This is a genomic window from Nitrospina gracilis Nb-211 (assembly GCF_021845525.1).
Taxonomy (GTDB): Bacteria; Nitrospinota; Nitrospinia; order Nitrospinales; family Nitrospinaceae; genus Nitrospina; species Nitrospina gracilis_A.
In genome coordinates this window covers 2,839,396-2,856,414 of sequence record NZ_JAKJKD010000001.1, presented here as the reverse complement: position 1 = coordinate 2,856,414, position 17,019 = coordinate 2,839,396, and the positions used below count along the sequence as shown (strand labels likewise).

17 protein-coding genes and 1 tRNA gene are annotated in these 17,019 nt (G+C 51.9%); 10 read left to right on the top strand and 8 right to left on the bottom strand.

Features of this window, described 5'->3' with window-relative positions; translation table 11 throughout:
• Positions 1 to 203 precede the first annotated feature (203 nt).
• The 8 genes from J2S31_RS13515 (at position 204) to J2S31_RS13480 (ending at position 7,713) form a co-directional block, all read left to right on the top strand.
• The gene (locus tag J2S31_RS13515) at positions 204 to 1,190 is read left to right on the top strand and encodes a nucleotidyltransferase domain-containing protein (protein ID WP_237099683.1); all 987 of its coding nucleotides are present in this window, start codon (positions 204 to 206) and stop codon (positions 1,188 to 1,190) included.
• Complete coding sequence (locus tag J2S31_RS13510) at positions 1,190 to 2,938, top strand: ThiF family adenylyltransferase (protein ID WP_237099682.1); 1,749 nt, start codon at positions 1,190 to 1,192, stop codon at positions 2,936 to 2,938. The genes J2S31_RS13515 and J2S31_RS13510 overlap by 1 nt, the downstream gene beginning before the upstream one ends.
• A 26-nt stretch (positions 2,939 to 2,964) precedes the next feature.
• Positions 2,965 to 3,399 carry a Mov34/MPN/PAD-1 family protein gene (locus tag J2S31_RS13505; RefSeq protein ID WP_237099681.1) on the top strand — a complete coding sequence of 145 codons (435 nt, stop codon included), beginning with the start codon at positions 2,965 to 2,967 and terminating at the stop codon, positions 3,397 to 3,399.
• Positions 3,400 to 3,418: 19 nt separating this feature from the next.
• On the top strand, positions 3,419 to 4,387 hold the full coding sequence (locus tag J2S31_RS13500) for a CBASS cGAMP-activated phospholipase (RefSeq protein WP_237099680.1): 969 nt from the start codon (positions 3,419 to 3,421) through the stop codon (positions 4,385 to 4,387).
• A gap of 135 nt (positions 4,388 to 4,522) precedes the next feature.
• The gene (locus tag J2S31_RS13495) at positions 4,523 to 5,329 is read left to right on the top strand and encodes a hypothetical protein (protein WP_237099679.1); all 807 of its coding nucleotides are present in this window, start codon (positions 4,523 to 4,525) and stop codon (positions 5,327 to 5,329) included.
• A gap of 171 nt (positions 5,330 to 5,500) precedes the next feature.
• Positions 5,501 to 6,391, top strand: a complete 891-nt coding sequence (locus J2S31_RS13490; protein ID WP_237099678.1) for a hypothetical protein — start codon at positions 5,501 to 5,503, stop codon at positions 6,389 to 6,391.
• Positions 6,392 to 6,398: 7 nt separating this feature from the next.
• The gene (locus J2S31_RS13485) at positions 6,399 to 6,680 is read left to right on the top strand and encodes a helix-turn-helix domain-containing protein (RefSeq protein ID WP_237099677.1); all 282 of its coding nucleotides are present in this window, start codon (positions 6,399 to 6,401) and stop codon (positions 6,678 to 6,680) included.
• A gap of 1 nt (position 6,681) precedes the next feature.
• Positions 6,682 to 7,713, top strand: coding sequence for a tyrosine-type recombinase/integrase (locus J2S31_RS13480; RefSeq protein ID WP_237099676.1), 1,032 nt, complete (start codon positions 6,682 to 6,684; stop codon positions 7,711 to 7,713).
• A 72-nt stretch (positions 7,714 to 7,785) separates the two neighbouring features.
• Here J2S31_RS13480 and J2S31_RS13475 read toward each other — a convergent pair.
• The 4 genes from J2S31_RS13475 to J2S31_RS13460 form a co-directional block, all read right to left on the bottom strand.
• A tRNA-Ala gene (locus tag J2S31_RS13475) sits at positions 7,786 to 7,858 on the bottom strand.
• A gap of 66 nt (positions 7,859 to 7,924) precedes the next feature.
• Positions 7,925 to 8,416 carry a hypothetical protein gene (locus J2S31_RS13470; protein WP_237099675.1) on the bottom strand — a complete coding sequence of 164 codons (492 nt, stop codon included), beginning with the start codon at positions 8,414 to 8,416 and terminating at the stop codon, positions 7,925 to 7,927.
• Positions 8,417 to 8,731: 315 nt separating this feature from the next.
• Positions 8,732 to 9,697, bottom strand: coding sequence for a YbgA family protein (locus J2S31_RS13465; protein WP_237099674.1), 966 nt, complete (start codon positions 9,695 to 9,697; stop codon positions 8,732 to 8,734).
• 166 nt (positions 9,698 to 9,863) lie between these two features.
• On the bottom strand, positions 9,864 to 10,496 hold the full coding sequence (locus tag J2S31_RS13460) for a hypothetical protein (protein ID WP_237099673.1): 633 nt from the start codon (positions 10,494 to 10,496) through the stop codon (positions 9,864 to 9,866).
• Positions 10,497 to 10,763: 267 nt separating this feature from the next.
• On the opposite strand from J2S31_RS13460, the gene J2S31_RS13455 reads away from it, so the two are divergent.
• Together J2S31_RS13455 and rpsT are read left to right on the top strand one after the other, a co-directional pair.
• Positions 10,764 to 11,276: a GlcG/HbpS family heme-binding protein gene (locus J2S31_RS13455; protein WP_237099672.1), complete on the top strand. Its 513-nt coding sequence runs from the start codon at positions 10,764 to 10,766 to the stop codon at positions 11,274 to 11,276.
• A gap of 111 nt (positions 11,277 to 11,387) precedes the next feature.
• Positions 11,388 to 11,660, top strand: coding sequence for a 30S ribosomal protein S20 (gene rpsT / locus J2S31_RS13450; protein WP_237099671.1), 273 nt, complete (start codon positions 11,388 to 11,390; stop codon positions 11,658 to 11,660).
• 57 nt (positions 11,661 to 11,717) lie between these two features.
• Here the strand turns inward: rpsT and J2S31_RS13445 are convergent, their stop codons facing one another.
• From J2S31_RS13445 to leuS, 4 genes are all read right to left on the bottom strand, one after another.
• The gene (locus J2S31_RS13445; RefSeq protein WP_237099670.1) at positions 11,718 to 12,503 is read right to left on the bottom strand and encodes an SPFH domain-containing protein; all 786 of its coding nucleotides are present in this window, start codon (positions 12,501 to 12,503) and stop codon (positions 11,718 to 11,720) included.
• Between the two features lie 409 nt (positions 12,504 to 12,912).
• Positions 12,913 to 13,917, bottom strand: coding sequence for a DNA polymerase III subunit delta (holA, locus tag J2S31_RS13440; protein WP_237099669.1), 1,005 nt, complete (start codon positions 13,915 to 13,917; stop codon positions 12,913 to 12,915).
• 13 nt (positions 13,918 to 13,930) lie between these two features.
• Positions 13,931 to 14,446 (bottom strand): LPS assembly lipoprotein LptE, encoded by a 516-nt coding sequence (gene lptE / locus J2S31_RS13435; RefSeq protein ID WP_237099668.1) that lies wholly within the window; start codon positions 14,444 to 14,446, stop codon positions 13,931 to 13,933.
• A gap of 10 nt (positions 14,447 to 14,456) precedes the next feature.
• Complete coding sequence (leuS, locus tag J2S31_RS13430; RefSeq protein ID WP_237099667.1) at positions 14,457 to 16,952, bottom strand: leucine--tRNA ligase; 2,496 nt, start codon at positions 16,950 to 16,952, stop codon at positions 14,457 to 14,459.
• Positions 16,953 to 17,019 lie beyond the last annotated feature (67 nt).

Below are 17,019 nucleotides of genomic sequence, written 5' to 3'. Positions count from 1 at the left end.
GTTTATAATCGAATGAATATTGTATATTTTTTTTAAATATACTTGTCATTGGGCTTCCGCGATCTTATCATATCTCAGCTCCTTTGTGGGCCACCAAACACCATCCTCCATCGCCTTCCCGCCAAGGCCCTGTGACTGGCTGGTTTTGTCTGGGCTGGGTTTTTCTGCCCTCTTCACATTCATTCCGGAAAGGAACCCCTATTATGGCTGAACTACAGAAGTACTTCGAGCAGTTCCATAAAAAGATCCGTTTTGACAACGAGGATATCCTTCGCAAAAAGCGGGACTGCATCCTCAACCGTATCCGCAAGCACCTCTCTGACAACGACCGACCTGGCTTCAAAGAACTGCTCCAAGGCAGTTACAAGTACAAGGTCGGGATCAATCCCATTGCCAAACTGGAATTCGATATCGATGTAGGGCTACGGTTTGATTTTGCCGAAGACGATTATACTGCGGACGAGGTCCGTTCTTGGGTTTTGGAAGCGGTGGACGGGCACACCGACAATATTGAAGGAAAGGGCCCCTGTATCCGCGTTTCCTATTCGGGTGATTTTCACGTTGATCTCATCCTATATGCCAATTGGGAAGATGGAGCTGGGCAGGAACAGTTCCGGCTTGCCCACAAAAAGGACGGATGGGTCAAGGCCAATCCGGTGAAATTGGAGGAAATCATCAAGGAAGGCCGAAAGCCATTTGAATTTACCGAAGACAGCCAAACCGGCACCGATCAACTCCGTCGTGTCGTTCGCTACCTGAAGCGATGGAATGACAACCATATACCCAACGAGAGTGACGACAAGCCTATTGGCCTTGGGTTCCTTCTCCTCTGCATCAGGGATTTGGAGCCTACTGCTACGTGGGATGAGGATGCTGATGATTTGGGGGCGCTCAAAAAATTGGCGCGATCTTGTTCAGAAACTTATGGACGTATCGTGATTCCCAAGCCCGTCGAATTGTTTGAGGACGTGTTTGGTCGTATCAGCGATAAGGGTATGGATACACTGAAAAAACGATTTAAGAAGCTGGCTGGACATCTGGAGGAGGCTGAAAACATGGCTGATCCAGTAAAAGCTTGCAAACTGTTACGGGATGAGGAATTCGGGCCGGATTTCCCAGTTCCGGACTCTGAAGACACCGGAAAGAAAACCTCCGGGCCAGCTATTGTCACCTCCAGTTCGTCTGCCTGATGAAAATTCCAGATCAACTTGCTAATATCCAGTCACGGGCCCTCCGTCTTGCTCAGGAAACGCTGAAAGCGCGAGGGTTTACATCCCTTTCTAATCAGGAATGGGAGGGCTCCCTGGATATCCAAAATTTCGGATCAATACAGGTCACGGTAACCCTTCCCCCTGAATTTCCCGACAGCCTTCCTGACGTCCGGGTGGTGGACAACTTTCCGACTCCCTTACCACATCTGGAACCGTTGAAGAACGGAAAGCGAAAGGTTTGCATTGGAGATGGGGAAGGGTTGTTTTGGAATCCGGAGCGGCCCGGAGATTTCATCCAAGAAGCGTTGGACCGAGTCCGCGAGACCATTGAAGATGGACTTGCCAAAAAGAATCACGACGATTTTCCCCAGGAATTCCTAGCCTACTGGAACGCGGAAATTACCGTGGCCAGTATTTTGGATGTGAACGGCCTCCCCAGAGATGTGTGGATCAGTAAACTCTCGTCAGAAAAATCGTGGTTTCCCCGCCAACTGCTTTCGAACAATAAAAGGGAAGCTAAAGCATGGGCCACAAACCTGGGTTTCCCCGTAACCGACTTCCAGAAAGCCCTCTATTTGCCTCTTGAAAAACCCATAGCTGTCTCCCTGGAAAAGGTGGAAACCGTTCAGGATTTCCTGTCCCTGATAAAGGATCATGGGTCCTTGGCCCTAATAAACAAGATATTGAAACGCCCCCTACAGTTGCCCACGGTATTTGCAATCTCTTTCCCCCTTTCGGAATCCCTTAACCATGTACTTTTCGGCTTTTCTATCCCTGCACCTTCAACAAGGGAACTGAGGAATAAGTCCACCGCAGGTTTTAGACCTAATCGAGCACCCCTGAGGCACCAACTTCGGGTGATGCAAAAGGAGCCAGTTTTCAAAGTAAAATTCGAACGATTTGATATACACTACCTTCTAGGGAGAAGCGGGGGAATAATGGACATACAAGAAAAAAAAGTGTTGGTTATAGGGTGCGGATCCGTAGGATCCCGAATTGCCGAAAAACTCGCTTCTTCTGGAATCACTCGATTTTGCCTCGTCGACCCTGATGAGTACAAGAACGATAACGTGTATCGTCACCTCCTTCCTTTACAGTTTGTGGGAATGAACAAGGCGAAAGCCCTCGCCGTTTACCTCCAAGGGAGATTCCCCGGTATCCAGTGCCAGTTTCACCCAACAGGGATTTTAGAGGGCTTAAATAATGAGGTGGTATGCATCGACGATTTTGACCTCGCCATTGTGGCGACCGGAATCGAAACCCTTGAGCTCCGTCTTAACCAGCTCTTTTATGGTCGTTTCCCCAGTATTTTTGCAAGCGTAGAGCCTTTGGGCTTGGGAGGGCATATTCTTCTGGCTGGCGTGCCTGGGCAATCGGGATGCCTCAACTGCTTATATCAGAACGGCCAAGACCTTGTTCCAAATCGTGCTTTTTTCACGGCCCCAGGACAAGATGTGCGGAGGAACCATGCGGGATGCGGAGGTACCTTTTTACCCTTCTCGCCCTTGGATGCGGACCGAACAGCTCTGGAATCAGCTCAGCTGGCTGTCCGGCTCTTTTTAGGTGAGGAAGTTCAGAGCATATTGTTGAGTTGGTTCGGTGAATCCACCGCTTTTGAAAAAGAAGGATTTAAGTTGTCTAGCCGAGGAAGCAAAATCCCACCGAGGACACTCATCCGGGAAGAGCGACACATAAATTCAAATTGCAAAGTTTGTGCAGACCAATGAAGTTTTGCCTTCCGGATGAGGGAATTTTGGAGCTGAGTGCACCTGCGCTTGCCACCCTGAACCAGTTCAGACAACTCAAGCCTGAAGACAGAGAGGCAGGGGGTATGCTGCTGGGAAGAATGATTGAGGGAACCCAAGACGTTATTATTGACGAAGTGACATGCCCACATCCCTCAGACTCCAGAAACAGATTCACATTTTTTCGGAAGAAGAAACCCGCTCAAAGGATCGTGGAAAAAGCTTGGGAGGAATCGCGGGGGACAAACAATTACTTAGGAGAGTGGCATTCACATCCTGAGCAAGTTCCCTCACCTTCCCTTCATGACCTATCCAACTGGAAAGCCATTGGTAAAAGCGCTCATTTTGAGCAGGGTTTCCTTATATTTATTATTGTTGGCCAAGCAGTGATTAAAGCTTGGATATTGTGTGAGGATGAAGTAAAGACGCTCGTTCCCGTATGATCTTCCCGCTTGGTAACCTATGAGCTCTAAAAAAGAAAGTTTTCGTATTCTGTCTTTGGATGGTGGAGGCACTAGAGGCCTTCTCAGTGCTCAGATACTTACAAATATCGAGGACTATTTAAATAATAAGGAAGGCGAAAGAGTTCCTCTTGGTCAAAGATTCGACTTTATCGTGGGAACTTCTACGGGTGGGCTTATTGCCTTAGGGCTTGCTGCCGGAAAAAGGGCATCCCAGATACGTGATTTGTACCTGGAAATTATTCCAAAAGTTTTTTCAACCACCAATAGAGATATTCGTTACTTTTTGGGAATTGGGCCAAAATATAAAACTGGGCCACTTAAGGAAGCTCTTACACAGTTTTTTGAAGAGAAAACCCTTGAAAATGTCTCGACGGATGTTTGCATTACTTCTATTGCATTAAGTAATGCCAAGCCTAGGCTCTATAAAAGTGATTATTTAGCAAGAAACCGGGAACGGTTTGATGAAAAGCTGGCAGATATAGCCTTAGCAACTTCGGCGGCCCCTACCTATTTTTTGGCACACTCCCTAAAGCATTCTTCTAATTTAATTGATGGGGGGATTTGCGCAAACAATCCCGCTTTAATTGGACTAGTTGACACCTTTAATTTTGAAAGGCCCAGTAAAAGAGGAACTGAACCAAAAAAGGAATTTTCAGACATAAGCCGAAAAAATACCGTTCTATTGTCCATCGGAACGGGAGATCAAGGAGAGATGCCATACAGATACTCATGGCTAAAATATGGAAGCATCCTCTATTGGGGCAAAAATTTTCATGAAGTATCCATTGCGAGCCAATCACAATTAATCCATTTTCAAGCCAAATTCCTTTTAGGTGATAACTATTTACGGATTAACCCCCCTCTCAAATTTTCCATGAAACTTGATGACGCCAAACAAGCAAAAGAACTATTAAACTATGCTGACATAACGCACGAAATTGAAGATTTTTTAAAATCCCGCTTCTAACTCTCCTCCCAACAACCTCTTTAAAATTATTTCCCAGCTAAGCACATGGAGCTTTGTTTATTATTTTATTTGTTTTTTAAGGCCACATCGCAAACCAAACTTATATATCAATGGATTTAACCATCCCTTTGAATCATGAATGATAATATTAATTCCTCAAAAAAGGAGCTGATCTTATTTTTTAATCAATTTCTAAAGATAATTGATTTATTCGATTTAATTAACAACCTCTCCTTCGATTTCAATTCTGAATTATTTAAAGACTTTGAAAAATACAAGTTCCCGAATTGGGAGAAATATTATCCAATTCTTGGAAATTATAAAAACTCTCCGTTATTTGATTTAAATATCCCAGAAAATGAATTCAATTTAGATTTCTCGGACTACGAGGAATTTATAAACCAAAGTTCTGTGATTAAGAGGCTAAAGGAATTAGGAACGAAAGATAAGCATACGGTTAAAAAAGGAGAGGATCGCTTAACCAAAAGCCAGGTTGATTTTATTCTTTCCACTTATGCGGTTATGAATTTCTCCCTCTGCGCGGCCATTTTTGGAGAAAACCCCTTAGAGTTATTTAAGAAGGCTAAAAGTGGAGACAGGAAATCGATATTAAAGGTGATTCAATTGGATAAATCTCTAATTGGTTCCAATTGGTCCATGAAAGAAATCAAAAAGGCTCAATTGTCTGGGGATCAGGAATATTTCGATCAATTATCGAAAGCTATCAAAACAAAACCTTTTACCCCTAAAAAGAAGAATATTAAATTGACTCTGTTTTTAGTGTTTGGTTGGGAAATGGGTTTAAAGGAATTGACCAATGAGGAAATATTCGACCTGGTAAAAGAATTGGGTATTTATGGGAGTGATGATCCTGGGTCTTTGCATCGGGAAATGAACAGGCTGGGTTTGAGGAAAAGAGGAAGGAAGCGCAAGGCCAACTAATACCTCAATTGGACACGAAAAGACAATTTTGTGTCCTAATAAACAAATTACCTATTAGCCATAATTGAGGCCACTGGAATAACCAGTGGCCTTTTTTTATTGGAATGAAAGGTCAATAACAATTTCCCGCCGGCCTGGAGTATCTACCGGCAAAGTCGTACAGAGGAAGCTATGGGTATTGGACAAATCACCTTAACTACGAATTTGAAGCCTAATCTATTTACTATTCGAAATGGGGTCAGGATCAAACCCGATAACCTTGGAAATAAATTCTACAAGAATTTTGCCCAATTGGAATTGGCCCAAGTGTTTTGGGAGCCTCATAAGTTCGGGTTCTTTGGAAACCTGACTATTCCCCATACCAAGATCAATTTCAATGCTCAGCGTTTTAAAAATTTTTATTCTCTCCGGGAATACCTGTTTCCTCTGATTAAAGGATTTGCCAAGCCCGAATTGCAGGAATTCCATATTTCCCGAATAGAGATTCACTCCGATATTGAGGCTTTGCCTTTGGACACCGTTTTGGCTCGCTTGTGGGTTATGGGATACCGGCGGGAAAGTGTGAGTTTTTATAAGGGTAATTCTATTTATATTGGCTCCAATCCCAAAATCCGCATTTTCAACAAAACCCAACAAATTAAAAGGAAAGCATTAAAGGGAAAACAAATTTCTGAATTAGAAAAAGAAATACTCAATTCCAATAAATCCATCACTCGCTTTTCCATAGAGATCAGGAATTACAAAGGGACTCTTTACGATATTACGAAAAGTCCAAAACAACTGACTTCCTATTTTGATCGTTTCAAATTCTACAACTTTGAGGAAATAGAACCGATTAACCGCATGGGTGGATTCCAAATCCTGATGTCCAAAATCAGAAGAGAACATCGGAAATCTTTAGCGCAATTCAAAGATAAGGATTTGGAAAAGCTGATTCGCAAAAACTTTTTAGATTCCCTGTTGCCCTGGTTCAAAGAACCCAAGAAGGAGGACATTTTTTCCCAGATTGATAAAGAATTTAAAAAAGCAGTTAAGGAAATTGAGAAGATTATTGAGGATTGATCCGACCATGTCCAAGGAATATATGACAGTCAAGGAGGTTGCGGTTTACCTGCGGGCCAGGCCCAAGACCATCTATTCCTGGGCCAGTGAGGGCAAAATCCCGGCCTACAAGGTCAATGGCCTTCTATTATTTTATAAATCCGAAATCGATGAATTCATAAGGGCCAATAAAATAAGGGTTCCAAGCCCTTCCCATGAGGCAAAAAAAATCCTTGGAGGCCTCTACACTTCCAGTCATAATTTCCCTGATAGTGGCCAAAAGACGCCTCGTTTAGGAAGGAAGGATTAGCATGTATAAACGAGGGAACGTCTATTGGTGCAAAATTTCGAGGCCCGGTCAAAAGCCTGTTTGCAGAAGTCTGGGAACAGACAAAAAACGGGCCAAGGCCATTGAAGGCCAGCTTCGTGCGCAAATTCACGAAGGCACGTTCTTTGACAACACGTTGGGGAAAAGCATCACCGTTGCCCAATTGCTGGAAATGTACGCCGAACGATACGCCAGGCACAACAAATCCCCGAAGAGTCAAAAGACCGACGGGTACATGGGAAAACGCCTGAATGAACAGCTTGGCGAAATCTTCATTGCCGACCTGACTCCCCATCACCTTGAGTGGTACATGGATGAACGGAGAAAAGCGGGCAGGTCGGAGGTGACGATTCATCATGAATTGAATCTGCTCCGACATGCTTTTGTGTTGGCTTTGAAGCAATGGGACCTTATCAACAAAAATCCGTTTGATAAGGTCAAATTGCCCAGTGGAGTAAATAAGCGGGTGCGCTACCTCAAGCCCGATGAAGAAAAACGGCTGTTTGAGGCATTGGAGAGCCGCGAATGGCTCCGTTCCGTGGTAATTGTTGCCAGGGAGACGGGGTTGCGGCTTTCCAATATCTGCAATCTCACTTGGAGCCAGGTTGATCTTAATAACCGCTTTATTGAGATTGAAAAAACCAAAAACGGCAAGCCTGTTTGGATACCTCTTTCGGATGCCGTGTTTGGCGAACTCAAGCAACACCACAAAACCTGTGACCTGAAATCAGACCGGGTCTTTATAGTGGACGGCAAGCCGATTCATCGGTGTTGGGTAGGATTAGCCTTTCGGCGTTTGTGCAAACGGGCCAAGGTGGAGAATTTCAGGTTTCATGACCTGCGCCATGACTTCTGTTCCCGATTGGTTCAGGCAGGTTTGCCTTTAAACGTAGTGGCAGACCTGGCAGGACATGAAGACATTTCCACCACGCAACGGTATGCACACCTAAGCCCGGAGACCAAACGCAACGCCATTGCGGTGTTGAACGGCTACAAATCCAAAGCTACCGGGTAATTGGCTACAATTTAGCTACACTTCAAAAAGAAAAGGGTCTGACCAGATTGGCCAAACCCTTTTAAATCAAAGTGGAGCTGGGGGGATTCGAACCCCCGACCTCTTGAGTGCGATTCAAGCGCGCTCCCAACTGCGCCACAGCCCCATATTCGTGCGTCGTGGTGATCCTGCCATTATAATCCAAAATGACCGGCGTGGGAGAGGGAACCCCTCACCGCCACACATAAAAGCCCACAACTTTGTATCCCGATTTCAAAAACTTCTTGGCTTCGTCTTCTGAAAAGCAGTCGTTCACATCCTCCCGGCCCCACCCGCACAACAGCTTGTCCCATTTGCGCACGTTGGCGTCCGGCTTGCCGTAACCTTCCCCCGACTTCAAAATCTCAGGTTGAAAGTTGATGTTCTTCACGTGACCGGAGCGGCTGAACATTTGGAGAGCGATTTTGACGTCCTTCGGCAGGCAGTCGGGCGCGCTTTCCTTGTTTGCCTGCCACTGGAAAGCGGCGGAAACGTGTGGTGCGCCGCTTTCTTCCTTGATGTGGTATTTGAGCTTCAGCGTGTCCACCCGGCAATTTGGAAACTCCTGCAATGTGTGGATGAAGGTGCCTTCCTTTTCGATGGATTCTTCTTCCGCCAAAGCAGGCGTTGCAAATAATGAAAGGGCCGCCGTAAGAACAAGAGCGGTGCGGAACAGTGCAGTCATGAAGAAAACTCCTTTGAGGGTTGGGCTTCCGCCGAAGCGGAAAACGATTTGCGCCAATTAATACGAAAGACTAATGAAACCACCGATGAACACGGATGAAAACAATTCTGAACGGGTTCCGCGAGTCTATTATTTAACATGGGGGACCGACCCCAGTTCGCCCACGACTATGGATGGATTTCCCATTCATGCGGTGTTTCATTTTCGCGGCGCGCGGACGATGTCCGTTAGCAACGTGATTGACTTTTGGTTTGCGCCCGCCGGCCATCGAAATCACCACCGGGAAATAGCCATCTGCTCCTCCACGCAGTGGAGTTAGATGTGGTTGCGGATCATCAGTTCCTTCGGGTGCGGGTTCAGGTACATCTGGTTCTGCAGGTACTCCACGTTGTGCGTACGAACATGATGACGCACCAGCGTTACGGGAACGACCAGGGGCACGAGACCCTGCCGGTAATCCTCAATGGTTTCCAGAATGTCCTGTTTTTCTTCCGCCGACAATTCCTTTTTGAAAAATCCCAGCATGTGTTGCAGAACATCCACGTTTTTTTTGATCGTCGATTTCACTGCCAGCGCGTCCATGAACGTATCGGCGTATTTTGATTTCAACTCCGCTGGCGAATGTTGTTTGGCCCCGGCCACCAGTTTCCCCAGCGCGTCGTAGTGCTTCCGGCTGTGTGCCAGCAAAAGAAACTTGTGCTCGGTGTGGAATCGCACCAGCGCGCCGCGCGACCAGTGCCCGCTCAACAAAGATTGCAGGCGGTGGTAGGCGAAGACGCGGACGATGAAGTTTTCGCGGATCTTCGGGTCGTGCAGTCGGCCTTCCTCTTCCACGGGAACGCGCGAACAGGCATTCACGAAAGCTTCGGCGAACAGGCCGCGTCCGTTGTGGTGCACGGTGGAGGTGTCGGTGTACACTTTGATGCGGTTCAGGCCGCAACTCGGCGATTTGGATTTGAAGATGTAACCGCACAGGTTCATCTTTGCCAACTCCCGCGAGCGTTGCCGGGCGGTGCGGCGCATGATGTCGGTCCAGTCGGTGCCGGATTTCGTTCCTGCCATGCGCGGCGATTCCGGTGTTCCGTGCAACTGCACCGTTTCGCGCGGCGTGCCCATGCCCGCGTCCACCTCCGGGCAGGTCGGCACCCACTCAAAAAACGACGCCAGCACTTCCGTCAGGTAGCGGTCGCGTTTGTGATCGCCGTTCCAGCGCACCGGTTCGCCCAGCAGGCAACTGCTGACCCCGATTCGGATTTTTTCGTTTTCCGGCGACGCGGACATCGTAAAACGCTCCGTCGATAAAATATCTATTCATTATATAGAAACAGAGGCGGGCCTCGCATGGGGAAATACCGGCCCTGCAGGCAGGAAATGGGGCGACCCGGTGGGTGAATGGGGATTTTCCCACTCGTTCCAAATACAACCCGTTGCCTTCGGATGCAGTCCGTCAGTAAAAGCGGATGCCGATGGAGAGGAAATGCGCGTTGTGGCCCGCTTCCACCGCGCCCAGTTGCCCGTCGGCGATGGACAGGAATTTATACTGGAACAGAAGCGAGCCGTTGATGCCTTGCCGCATGTGGGTGGGGGCGAGTTCCAGCCCCAGCACCGCCTGCCAGGCCATGGACTGGTCGCTTCCCTTTGTCACGTTGGCGAGGAACAGGTCCTGTTTGGCCTGCCCGGCACCGCCGCCGATATAATAATGGTAGGTGAACAGCCCCGTTTCGTGGGCCCAGCCGCGGCTCCGGTAATAGGCGTTGATGAGGAGATTGTCGATTTTCAACTGATCCCCCTCCTCCCCCTGCGCACCGGAAAGCGCCCCGATCTCCAGGGTGGTGGTGCCGACCTCGACCTCCAAAAGAAACGTTTGGTTGAACATCAGGCCCAGCGCGCCGAAGAACCCGAGGCTGACGTTGTAATCCGGTTTGGCCACGGTGGCGCCGGTGCTTGGGTTTTTCAGCTCGGACCCCATGACGAAAGCGGGGTTTACGGGGAACAGGTTGAGGTAGGGGGTCACTTCCAACGCCCACGCCCGCAAGGGAAGCAGGCAGAACAGGAAGGTCAAAAGAATACGTTTGCGCACAGGGAATCCTCAAGATGAGTCAGGACGGGCATTGTACCACCCCGTAGCGCGGGGAGAAAGCTAAGCGCAAACATTCCGAAAGGGAAGTCTGCTTTCCGGAAAACCGCCGGGCCAGTGCGCAAAATCCTGTTGCCTGCCCGCAGGCCACCGCGATATTTTAGTAAGCAACAGGCGTGCGCCTCTCCCGGAGTGATGAGATGCCCCTCCGGGAGAGGTTTTTTAACGGGCATCGACAATGAAAGAAAAACTGCGGCGGAAAGGCGGTGGATGATGCGGAAAGGTATTTGCACGACATGGACAAAGGGCGCGGTGGCGTTGCTGGCGACTCTGTTTCTGCCGGGCCTGGTGCTGGCGGACGGATTGCCCCAGGCGAAAGTTCTTCCTCTCGATCTCGCCATCCAGGCCGGGCAGGCCACCCTTGCCCAGTGTCAGCAGGACGGCTACCGGGTGAGCGTCGCCGTGGTGGACCGCGGCGGCAACGTGAAGGCGCTTCTGCGGCATGACGGGGCCGGACCCCACACCCCCGACAGCAGTTTCAAGAAAGCCTACACCGCCGCCAGCCTGGGCCGCCCGACGATGGAACTGGCCGAACTACTGGTCAAGGTGCCGCGCATCCACGGCCTGCGGGACATGAACGACAAGATATTGATTCTGGGCGGTGGACTGCCCATCAAGCTGGAGGGGGAGCTGGTCGGCGGCATCGGTGTCGGCGGTGCGCCGGGAGACCAGTTTGACGAAAACTGCGCGCGGGCGGGCTTGAAGGCCATCGGCGCGGAATGAGCGGATTCGGTCGATTTTCCCCTTCTCAAGCCGGGCCGGATGGGGTAAGATACTTTCTTTCATTTTCCCGAAAACCCGTTCCAGGTATTTGTTTTATCAAGGAGAGTTTCGTTGGCTAACCACAAATCCGCTCTCAAGCGGAACCGTCAGAACATCAAACGCAACGCGCGCAACACCGCCAACCGCACGCGCGTGAAGAATGAAACCAAGAGAGTGCTGGAAGCGGTCGCCAAGAAAGACAAAGAGGCCGCCGAGAAAGCCCTGCACAGCGCGACGAAAACCATTTCCAGCGTTGCCAGCAAAGGCGTCCTGCACAAGCGCGCCGCCTCGCGCAAGATCTCCGGCCTCGCCCGGCAGGTCAACAAACTGTCCGCTTCCGGCTGAGCCGCTCAGGCTCGCCCAAGCGGGTCGGTTGACCCACACCTTTCTTTTTTCTCAGATTTATAACAGCGCTTGCGGGATGAGGTGAGTATTAAAACCGCGAGTCAGCGGGTTTTGAATCCGGGCAGGCGTGTGATGAACAGGTTTCCGTTTTTGTCTCCGCCGGTCAAAGCCTGAAGTATGCGCAGGTCCAGCAGGGCAGGGTTGTTTTCCAGAATCTTTGTGGCGTTGGCGAGATTCCTCAAGGCGGCCGACTCCCCCCCGCGCCCGCTCCAACAAGGCCAGCCCTTCTTTTCTGGCTTTGATTTCCTCGGCAAACACTTTTTTCAGTTCACCGGGGAACATGATGTCCTTCACTTCCACCCAGTGAACTTTCAGCCCGATCTTTTCCGCTTCCGGGATGATGGATTTTGAAATCTCTGTTCCCATGCTGGAACGGTTTGTAAGCAAGTCCTCGATTTTTTGACTCCCCACCACAGCGCGCAGAGCCAGTTGCACACTTTGATACAGGTCGTTTTGAAAGGATTCTGTCAGGTGTGTTGCCTTTTCCGCATCCTCAATAACGTACTTGATGCCCAAACTCACCTTGAGGCTGATGTTGTCCTGGCTCATCACTTCCTGGCCCGGCACCGTCTCTGTTTTGATGCGCAGGTCAACCTTGGTGATTTCACTAGCCCAGCCGATGATCCAATAGCTCCCTGCTTTTAAACTTTTAATGAATTTCCCATTTCGATAGGGCAGTCCGCTTTCATATTCCTTCACAACGATTCGGTGAAACGTCTTTGAAGCGAAATACCAAACGATCACCAGGGCTGTAAGGATGCCCAAATATTCCACCAAGCTCATAGTCGCCTCGAAGTAAATATTAGAATCAACTCTGAGAGACCCCAGCAAATCGGCGGGGGCCTGAACCCGCAGAGCCGTTTTGATGGTGCGGAAACCGCCGGCCTCTCAGAATCGATCCTGTGGGGAATTGAACCCCGGTCTTTTTAAGACCGCCCTTGGAGGTGGCAACTCGGAACCAGACAGGAAGATTTCCCGCTGACCGATTCGCCTGAAAAAAACTGTGCCCATTTGGAAACGGTAAAACGACTTTAAATCAGGTTAACGGCTTGGTGTCCCAAAGCAACAAATTTTTAAAAAAGGGGGCTCGATTTATTAGTGGTAAGGGTTGCGAATGGACTTAACCAAAACAGGGAGGAAAATTTTTATTCGGTGAGGGGGTGGCTTTAAATTGGAAGTGGAACCGATAAGCTCACTCCGCCTTGGCGCACAGTTTCAGGATCAGCGATTCCAGAATGCCTTCCGGCGCCTTGCCGGTGGATTTCAGTTCGACGTCGGCTTCGGACAGGCTTTGAAATCCATTGCGCAGTTGCCGCTCCGTGAAGTTGCCGGTGAAGCGGAGCGCCTGATCGATCAGAAACGGTTTCTGTCCCATCACCTTCGCGATCTGCTGGCGCGGCACGCGTTTCTGCTGGTGATGTTTCACTTCCCATATTAAACGGAATTGCCACGCGATGGTGCCCAGCACCTTCACCGGTTCCTCGCCGTGCGCAAGCTGGTTGCGCAGAAGCCGTAGCGCACGGTCGGCGTTTTTTTCTTTCAGCGCATCGGTCAACTCAAACACCGACTCCAGCTTGATGGCGCCCACCACCTCCGCCACCGCCGCCTGCGAAAGCGTCTTGTTTCCCCCGGCGAAGGTGATCACTTTGTCCAGCTCCTGTGCCAGGATGCCCGGCTTCGGCCCGATGCGTGCGAGCAACGTCTGCGCCGCGTCGGTCTCCAGTGTGTACCCCAATCCCTTGGCGCGGTTCTTGATCCACATCACCAGTTCGCCTTCTTTCGGCGGGGCGCAGTCGCCCGCCCCCGGCAGGCCCGTGAGGTGTTTGTACAGCTTGCGTTTGCGATCGGCCTTGCGCGCGGTGAGCACGAGGCACGCGTCGGGCGCAGGGTTTTTCGTGTAGTCGATCAACGTCTGGATATCCGTGTCGGTGAAGGACGCTTCCTCGGCATTGCGCACGACGATCAGCTTGTCGCCGCCTAAAAAGGAAAACGTTTTTGCCGCCTCGATCCAGTCGTTGGGATGGCTCGTCTTGCCTTCAAAGGATTCGAAGTTGAAGTCGCGGTTTTCGGGGGTGATGAGCTTTTCGGTCAGCAGGCGCAGGAGTTCGCGCGAGAAGAAGTCTTCTTCACCGTAGAGGAAGTAAACGGGATGCCGCGTGCCGCCGTTTAAAGCGCGGATGAGCTCCAGTGCGGTCACGGCGCGGCCTCCATCAGAACTGGTCGATGATGAGGCTCACCAGCCGGTTGCCGAGCAGGCGGTAAGCCTGCAGAAACGCCTCCTGGCGCGACGCCTCGGCGTCGACGACGTTGATGCTGGGCCGGTAGTCCCAGCGCGTCTTGAGCGTTTGCTTGAGATGCGTGCGGTTTTTCACCTGGTCTTTCACCACCACGTCAAGATCGATGTACACCCAGTACTCGGTGACCACGTCGCGGTCATCGAAGGCCACGGCGCGGATGGAATAGCCCGTCAGCTTGCCGTTCAATACGAGGTCGGCATTTGCCGAGTCCGTCACCAGCTTCAAGCGGCCGTCGCGCAGAAACGACTGGCGCACGCGTTCGGTGAGGCTGCGGTTGATGGTCGGTTCCTGCGACACGTTGTCGAACACGGGGATGGCGATGGTCTTCAGGTGCGGCGGCAGTTGCGCCGCGCCCGTCCCGGCCAGTTGGTACCCGCAGGCGGTCAGCAGGGAAAACAAGAGTAAGCTGAAAACACTTCGTAATGTCATGATGGAAACCCTAGACAACAATATTCACCAGCTTTTTGGGCACGACGATCACCTTCCTCGGCTCCTTGCCGTTCAGCCATTCGCGGACGCGTTCGTCGGCGAGGCACTGCTGCTTGAGGTCGTCGTCGCCGATCTCCGATGGCACGGACAACTTCTGCCGCACCTTGCCGTTCACCTGCACGACGATGGTCATCTCGTCGGCCTGCATGTACTTCTCATCATAAAGCGGCCAGGCGCATTCGTGCGTGGCTTTTGAAAAATTCAACTGCGAGGCCATCTCCTCGGCGATGTGCGGTGCGAACGGGCTGAGAAGCAGGACGAGCGACTCCAGCGCCTGCCTGAGGACCGCCTTGTGCTCCTCTTGCGGTTTCTTCTGTGCATTCCACCAGTCCTTGAACGTGTAGAGGTGGTTGATGAATTCCATCGTCGCCGCAATGGCCGTGTTGAACTGCATGCGTTTTTCCACGTCATCGGAAACGCGCCTGATGGTCACGTGCGTCTGCCGCCTGAGCTCCTTGAGTTCGTCGGGAAGCGCATCGCCGCCGTTCGACGGTGTGACGCCCTGCACCGCATCCTGCAACTCCACGAACAGCCGCCACACACGTTTCAAAAACCGCGAGCAACCCTCAACGCCCTGGTCGCTCCATTCGAGATCTTTCACCGGCGGCGCGGCGAACAGGATGAACAACCGCGCCGTGTCCGCGCCGTAACGCTCGATGATGCGGTCGGGATCGACCACGTTGCCCTTCGACTTCGACATCTTGGCGCCGTCCTTGATGACCATGCCCTGCGTGAGCAGGTGCGAGAACGGTTCATTGGATTGCACCAGCCCCAGGTCGCGGAACACGTGATGGAAGAAGCGCGAGTACAACAGATGCAGAATGGCGTGCTCGATGCCACCGATGTACTGGTCGACCGGCATCCAGTAATCGACCGTCTTTTTCTCGAACGGCGCGTCGCTGGCGTGCGGCGAGGTGTAGCGGTCGAAGTACCACGATGAACAGATGAAGGTGTCGAGCGTGTCGGTCTCGCGCTTCGCCGCACCGTTGCACTTCGGACACGTCGTATTGATGAAACTGTCGAGCGTTTTGAGCGGCGACTGACCGCGCTCACCCAACTGCGCGTCGAGCGGCAGTTCGACGGGGAGCTGATCGTACGGCACCGGCACCGTGCCGCAGGCGTCGCAGAACACCATCGGCACCGGCGTGCCCCAGTAGCGTTGCCGCGACACGCCCCAGTCGCGCAGGCGGTAGTTGACGGTGCGCTCGCCGATGCCCTTCGCTTTCAGATGCTCGCACACCTGGAGCCGCGCCTCTTCACCGGCGAGGCCGTCGAATCCGCCGGACTGGATCATCGGTCCTTCCTCGGTGAACGCCGATTTCAGGTGCGCCGGGTCGCGGGTGCCGTCGGGCGGCTCGATGACGACGCGGATGTTGAGATCGTATTTCTTTGCGAACTCGAAGTCGCGCTGGTCGTGCGCCGGGACGGACATGATGGCGCCGGTGCCGTAATCCATGAGCACGAAGTTGGCCGACCACACGGGGATGGACTCGCCGGTGACCGGGTTCATGGCGTAGGCGCCGGTGAACACGCCCAGCTTGTCGCCGCCCTCGGCGGTGCGGGCGATGGTGTCCTGGCTCTGCACCTTTTTGATGAAGTCATCGACCGCCTGTTCCTGTTCCGTGCCGCGCGACAGTTTTTTAGTAAGAGGATGCTCCGGCGCGAGCACCATGAACGTCGCGCCCCACAGCGTGTCCGGCCGCGTGGTGAAAATGCGGATGGTCTCCTTTGCGCCCTTGACCGTAAAGTCCACCTCCGCGCCGAAACTCTTGCCGATCCAGTGGGTCTGCATGGCCAGCACCTGTTCCGGCCAGCCGCCTTCCAGTTCCTTGCATCCCTCCAGCAGGCGGTCGGCGTATTCGGTGATTTTGAAGAACCAGCCTTCCTGTTCCTTTTTGACCACCACGTTGTCGCAACGCCAGCACCGGTCGTCGATGACCTGTTCGTTGGCGAGCACCGTCTGGCACGACTCGCACCAGTTGACCGTCGAGTTCTTGCGGTACACCAGGCCGCGTTCGTGGAATTTCAGAAAGCACCACTGGTTCCATTTGTAGTAGTCCGGCTTGCAGGTGGCGACCTCGCGGCTCCAGTCGTAGCTGAGGCCGAGGCGCTTCAACTGCGTGCGCATGGTGTCGATGTTCTCGAGCGTCCACTTGGCGGGGTGCGACTTGTGCTGGATGGCGGCATTTTCCGCGGGCATGCCGAAGCTGTCCCAGCCGATGGGGTGCAGGACGTTGTAGCCCTTCATCATCTTGAAGCGGGCGAGGGCGTCGCCGATGGTGTAGTTGCGCACGTGGCCCATGTGGATGCGCCCGGAGGGGTAGGGGAACATCTCGAGGAGGTAGTACTTTTCCTTCGATGGGTCTTCGGTGACGGAGAACGACCGGTTGGTGTCCCAGTGCTCCTGCCAGTGCGCTTCAATAGCCTTGTGATCGTAGTCCTGCATGGTCGGGATGGGTCCTCGTGGAGAAAAAGGTGAATGGATCCGAAAGCCGTATAGTAACCAAAACCGC

What these genes read in the sequence shown, in the direction of transcription:
- J2S31_RS13515 (WP_237099683.1), top strand. Translation starts at nt 204, where the DNA reads ATGGCTGAACTACAGAAGTACTTCGAGCAGTTCCATAAAAAGATCCGT.
- J2S31_RS13510 (WP_237099682.1), top strand. Translation starts at nt 1,190, where the DNA reads ATGAAAATTCCAGATCAACTTGCTAATATCCAGTCACGGGCCCTCCGT.
- J2S31_RS13500 (WP_237099680.1), top strand. Translation starts at nt 3,419, where the DNA reads ATGAGCTCTAAAAAAGAAAGTTTTCGTATTCTGTCTTTGGATGGTGGA.
- J2S31_RS13495 (WP_237099679.1), top strand. Translation starts at nt 4,523, where the DNA reads ATGAATGATAATATTAATTCCTCAAAAAAGGAGCTGATCTTATTTTTT.
- J2S31_RS13490 (WP_237099678.1), top strand. Translation starts at nt 5,501, where the DNA reads ATGGGTATTGGACAAATCACCTTAACTACGAATTTGAAGCCTAATCTA.
- J2S31_RS13485 (WP_237099677.1), top strand. Translation starts at nt 6,399, where the DNA reads ATGTCCAAGGAATATATGACAGTCAAGGAGGTTGCGGTTTACCTGCGG.
- J2S31_RS13480 (WP_237099676.1), top strand. Translation starts at nt 6,682, where the DNA reads ATGTATAAACGAGGGAACGTCTATTGGTGCAAAATTTCGAGGCCCGGT.
- J2S31_RS13470 (WP_237099675.1), bottom strand. Translation starts at nt 8,416, where the DNA reads ATGACTGCACTGTTCCGCACCGCTCTTGTTCTTACGGCGGCCCTTTCA.
- J2S31_RS13465 (WP_237099674.1), bottom strand. Translation starts at nt 9,697, where the DNA reads ATGTCCGCGTCGCCGGAAAACGAAAAAATCCGAATCGGGGTCAGCAGT.
- J2S31_RS13455 (WP_237099672.1), top strand. Translation starts at nt 10,764, where the DNA reads ATGATGCGGAAAGGTATTTGCACGACATGGACAAAGGGCGCGGTGGCG.
- J2S31_RS13445 (WP_237099670.1), bottom strand. Translation starts at nt 12,503, where the DNA reads ATGAGCTTGGTGGAATATTTGGGCATCCTTACAGCCCTGGTGATCGTT.
- lptE (WP_237099668.1), bottom strand. Translation starts at nt 14,446, where the DNA reads ATGACATTACGAAGTGTTTTCAGCTTACTCTTGTTTTCCCTGCTGACC.
- leuS (WP_237099667.1), bottom strand. Translation starts at nt 16,952, where the DNA reads ATGCAGGACTACGATCACAAGGCTATTGAAGCGCACTGGCAGGAGCAC.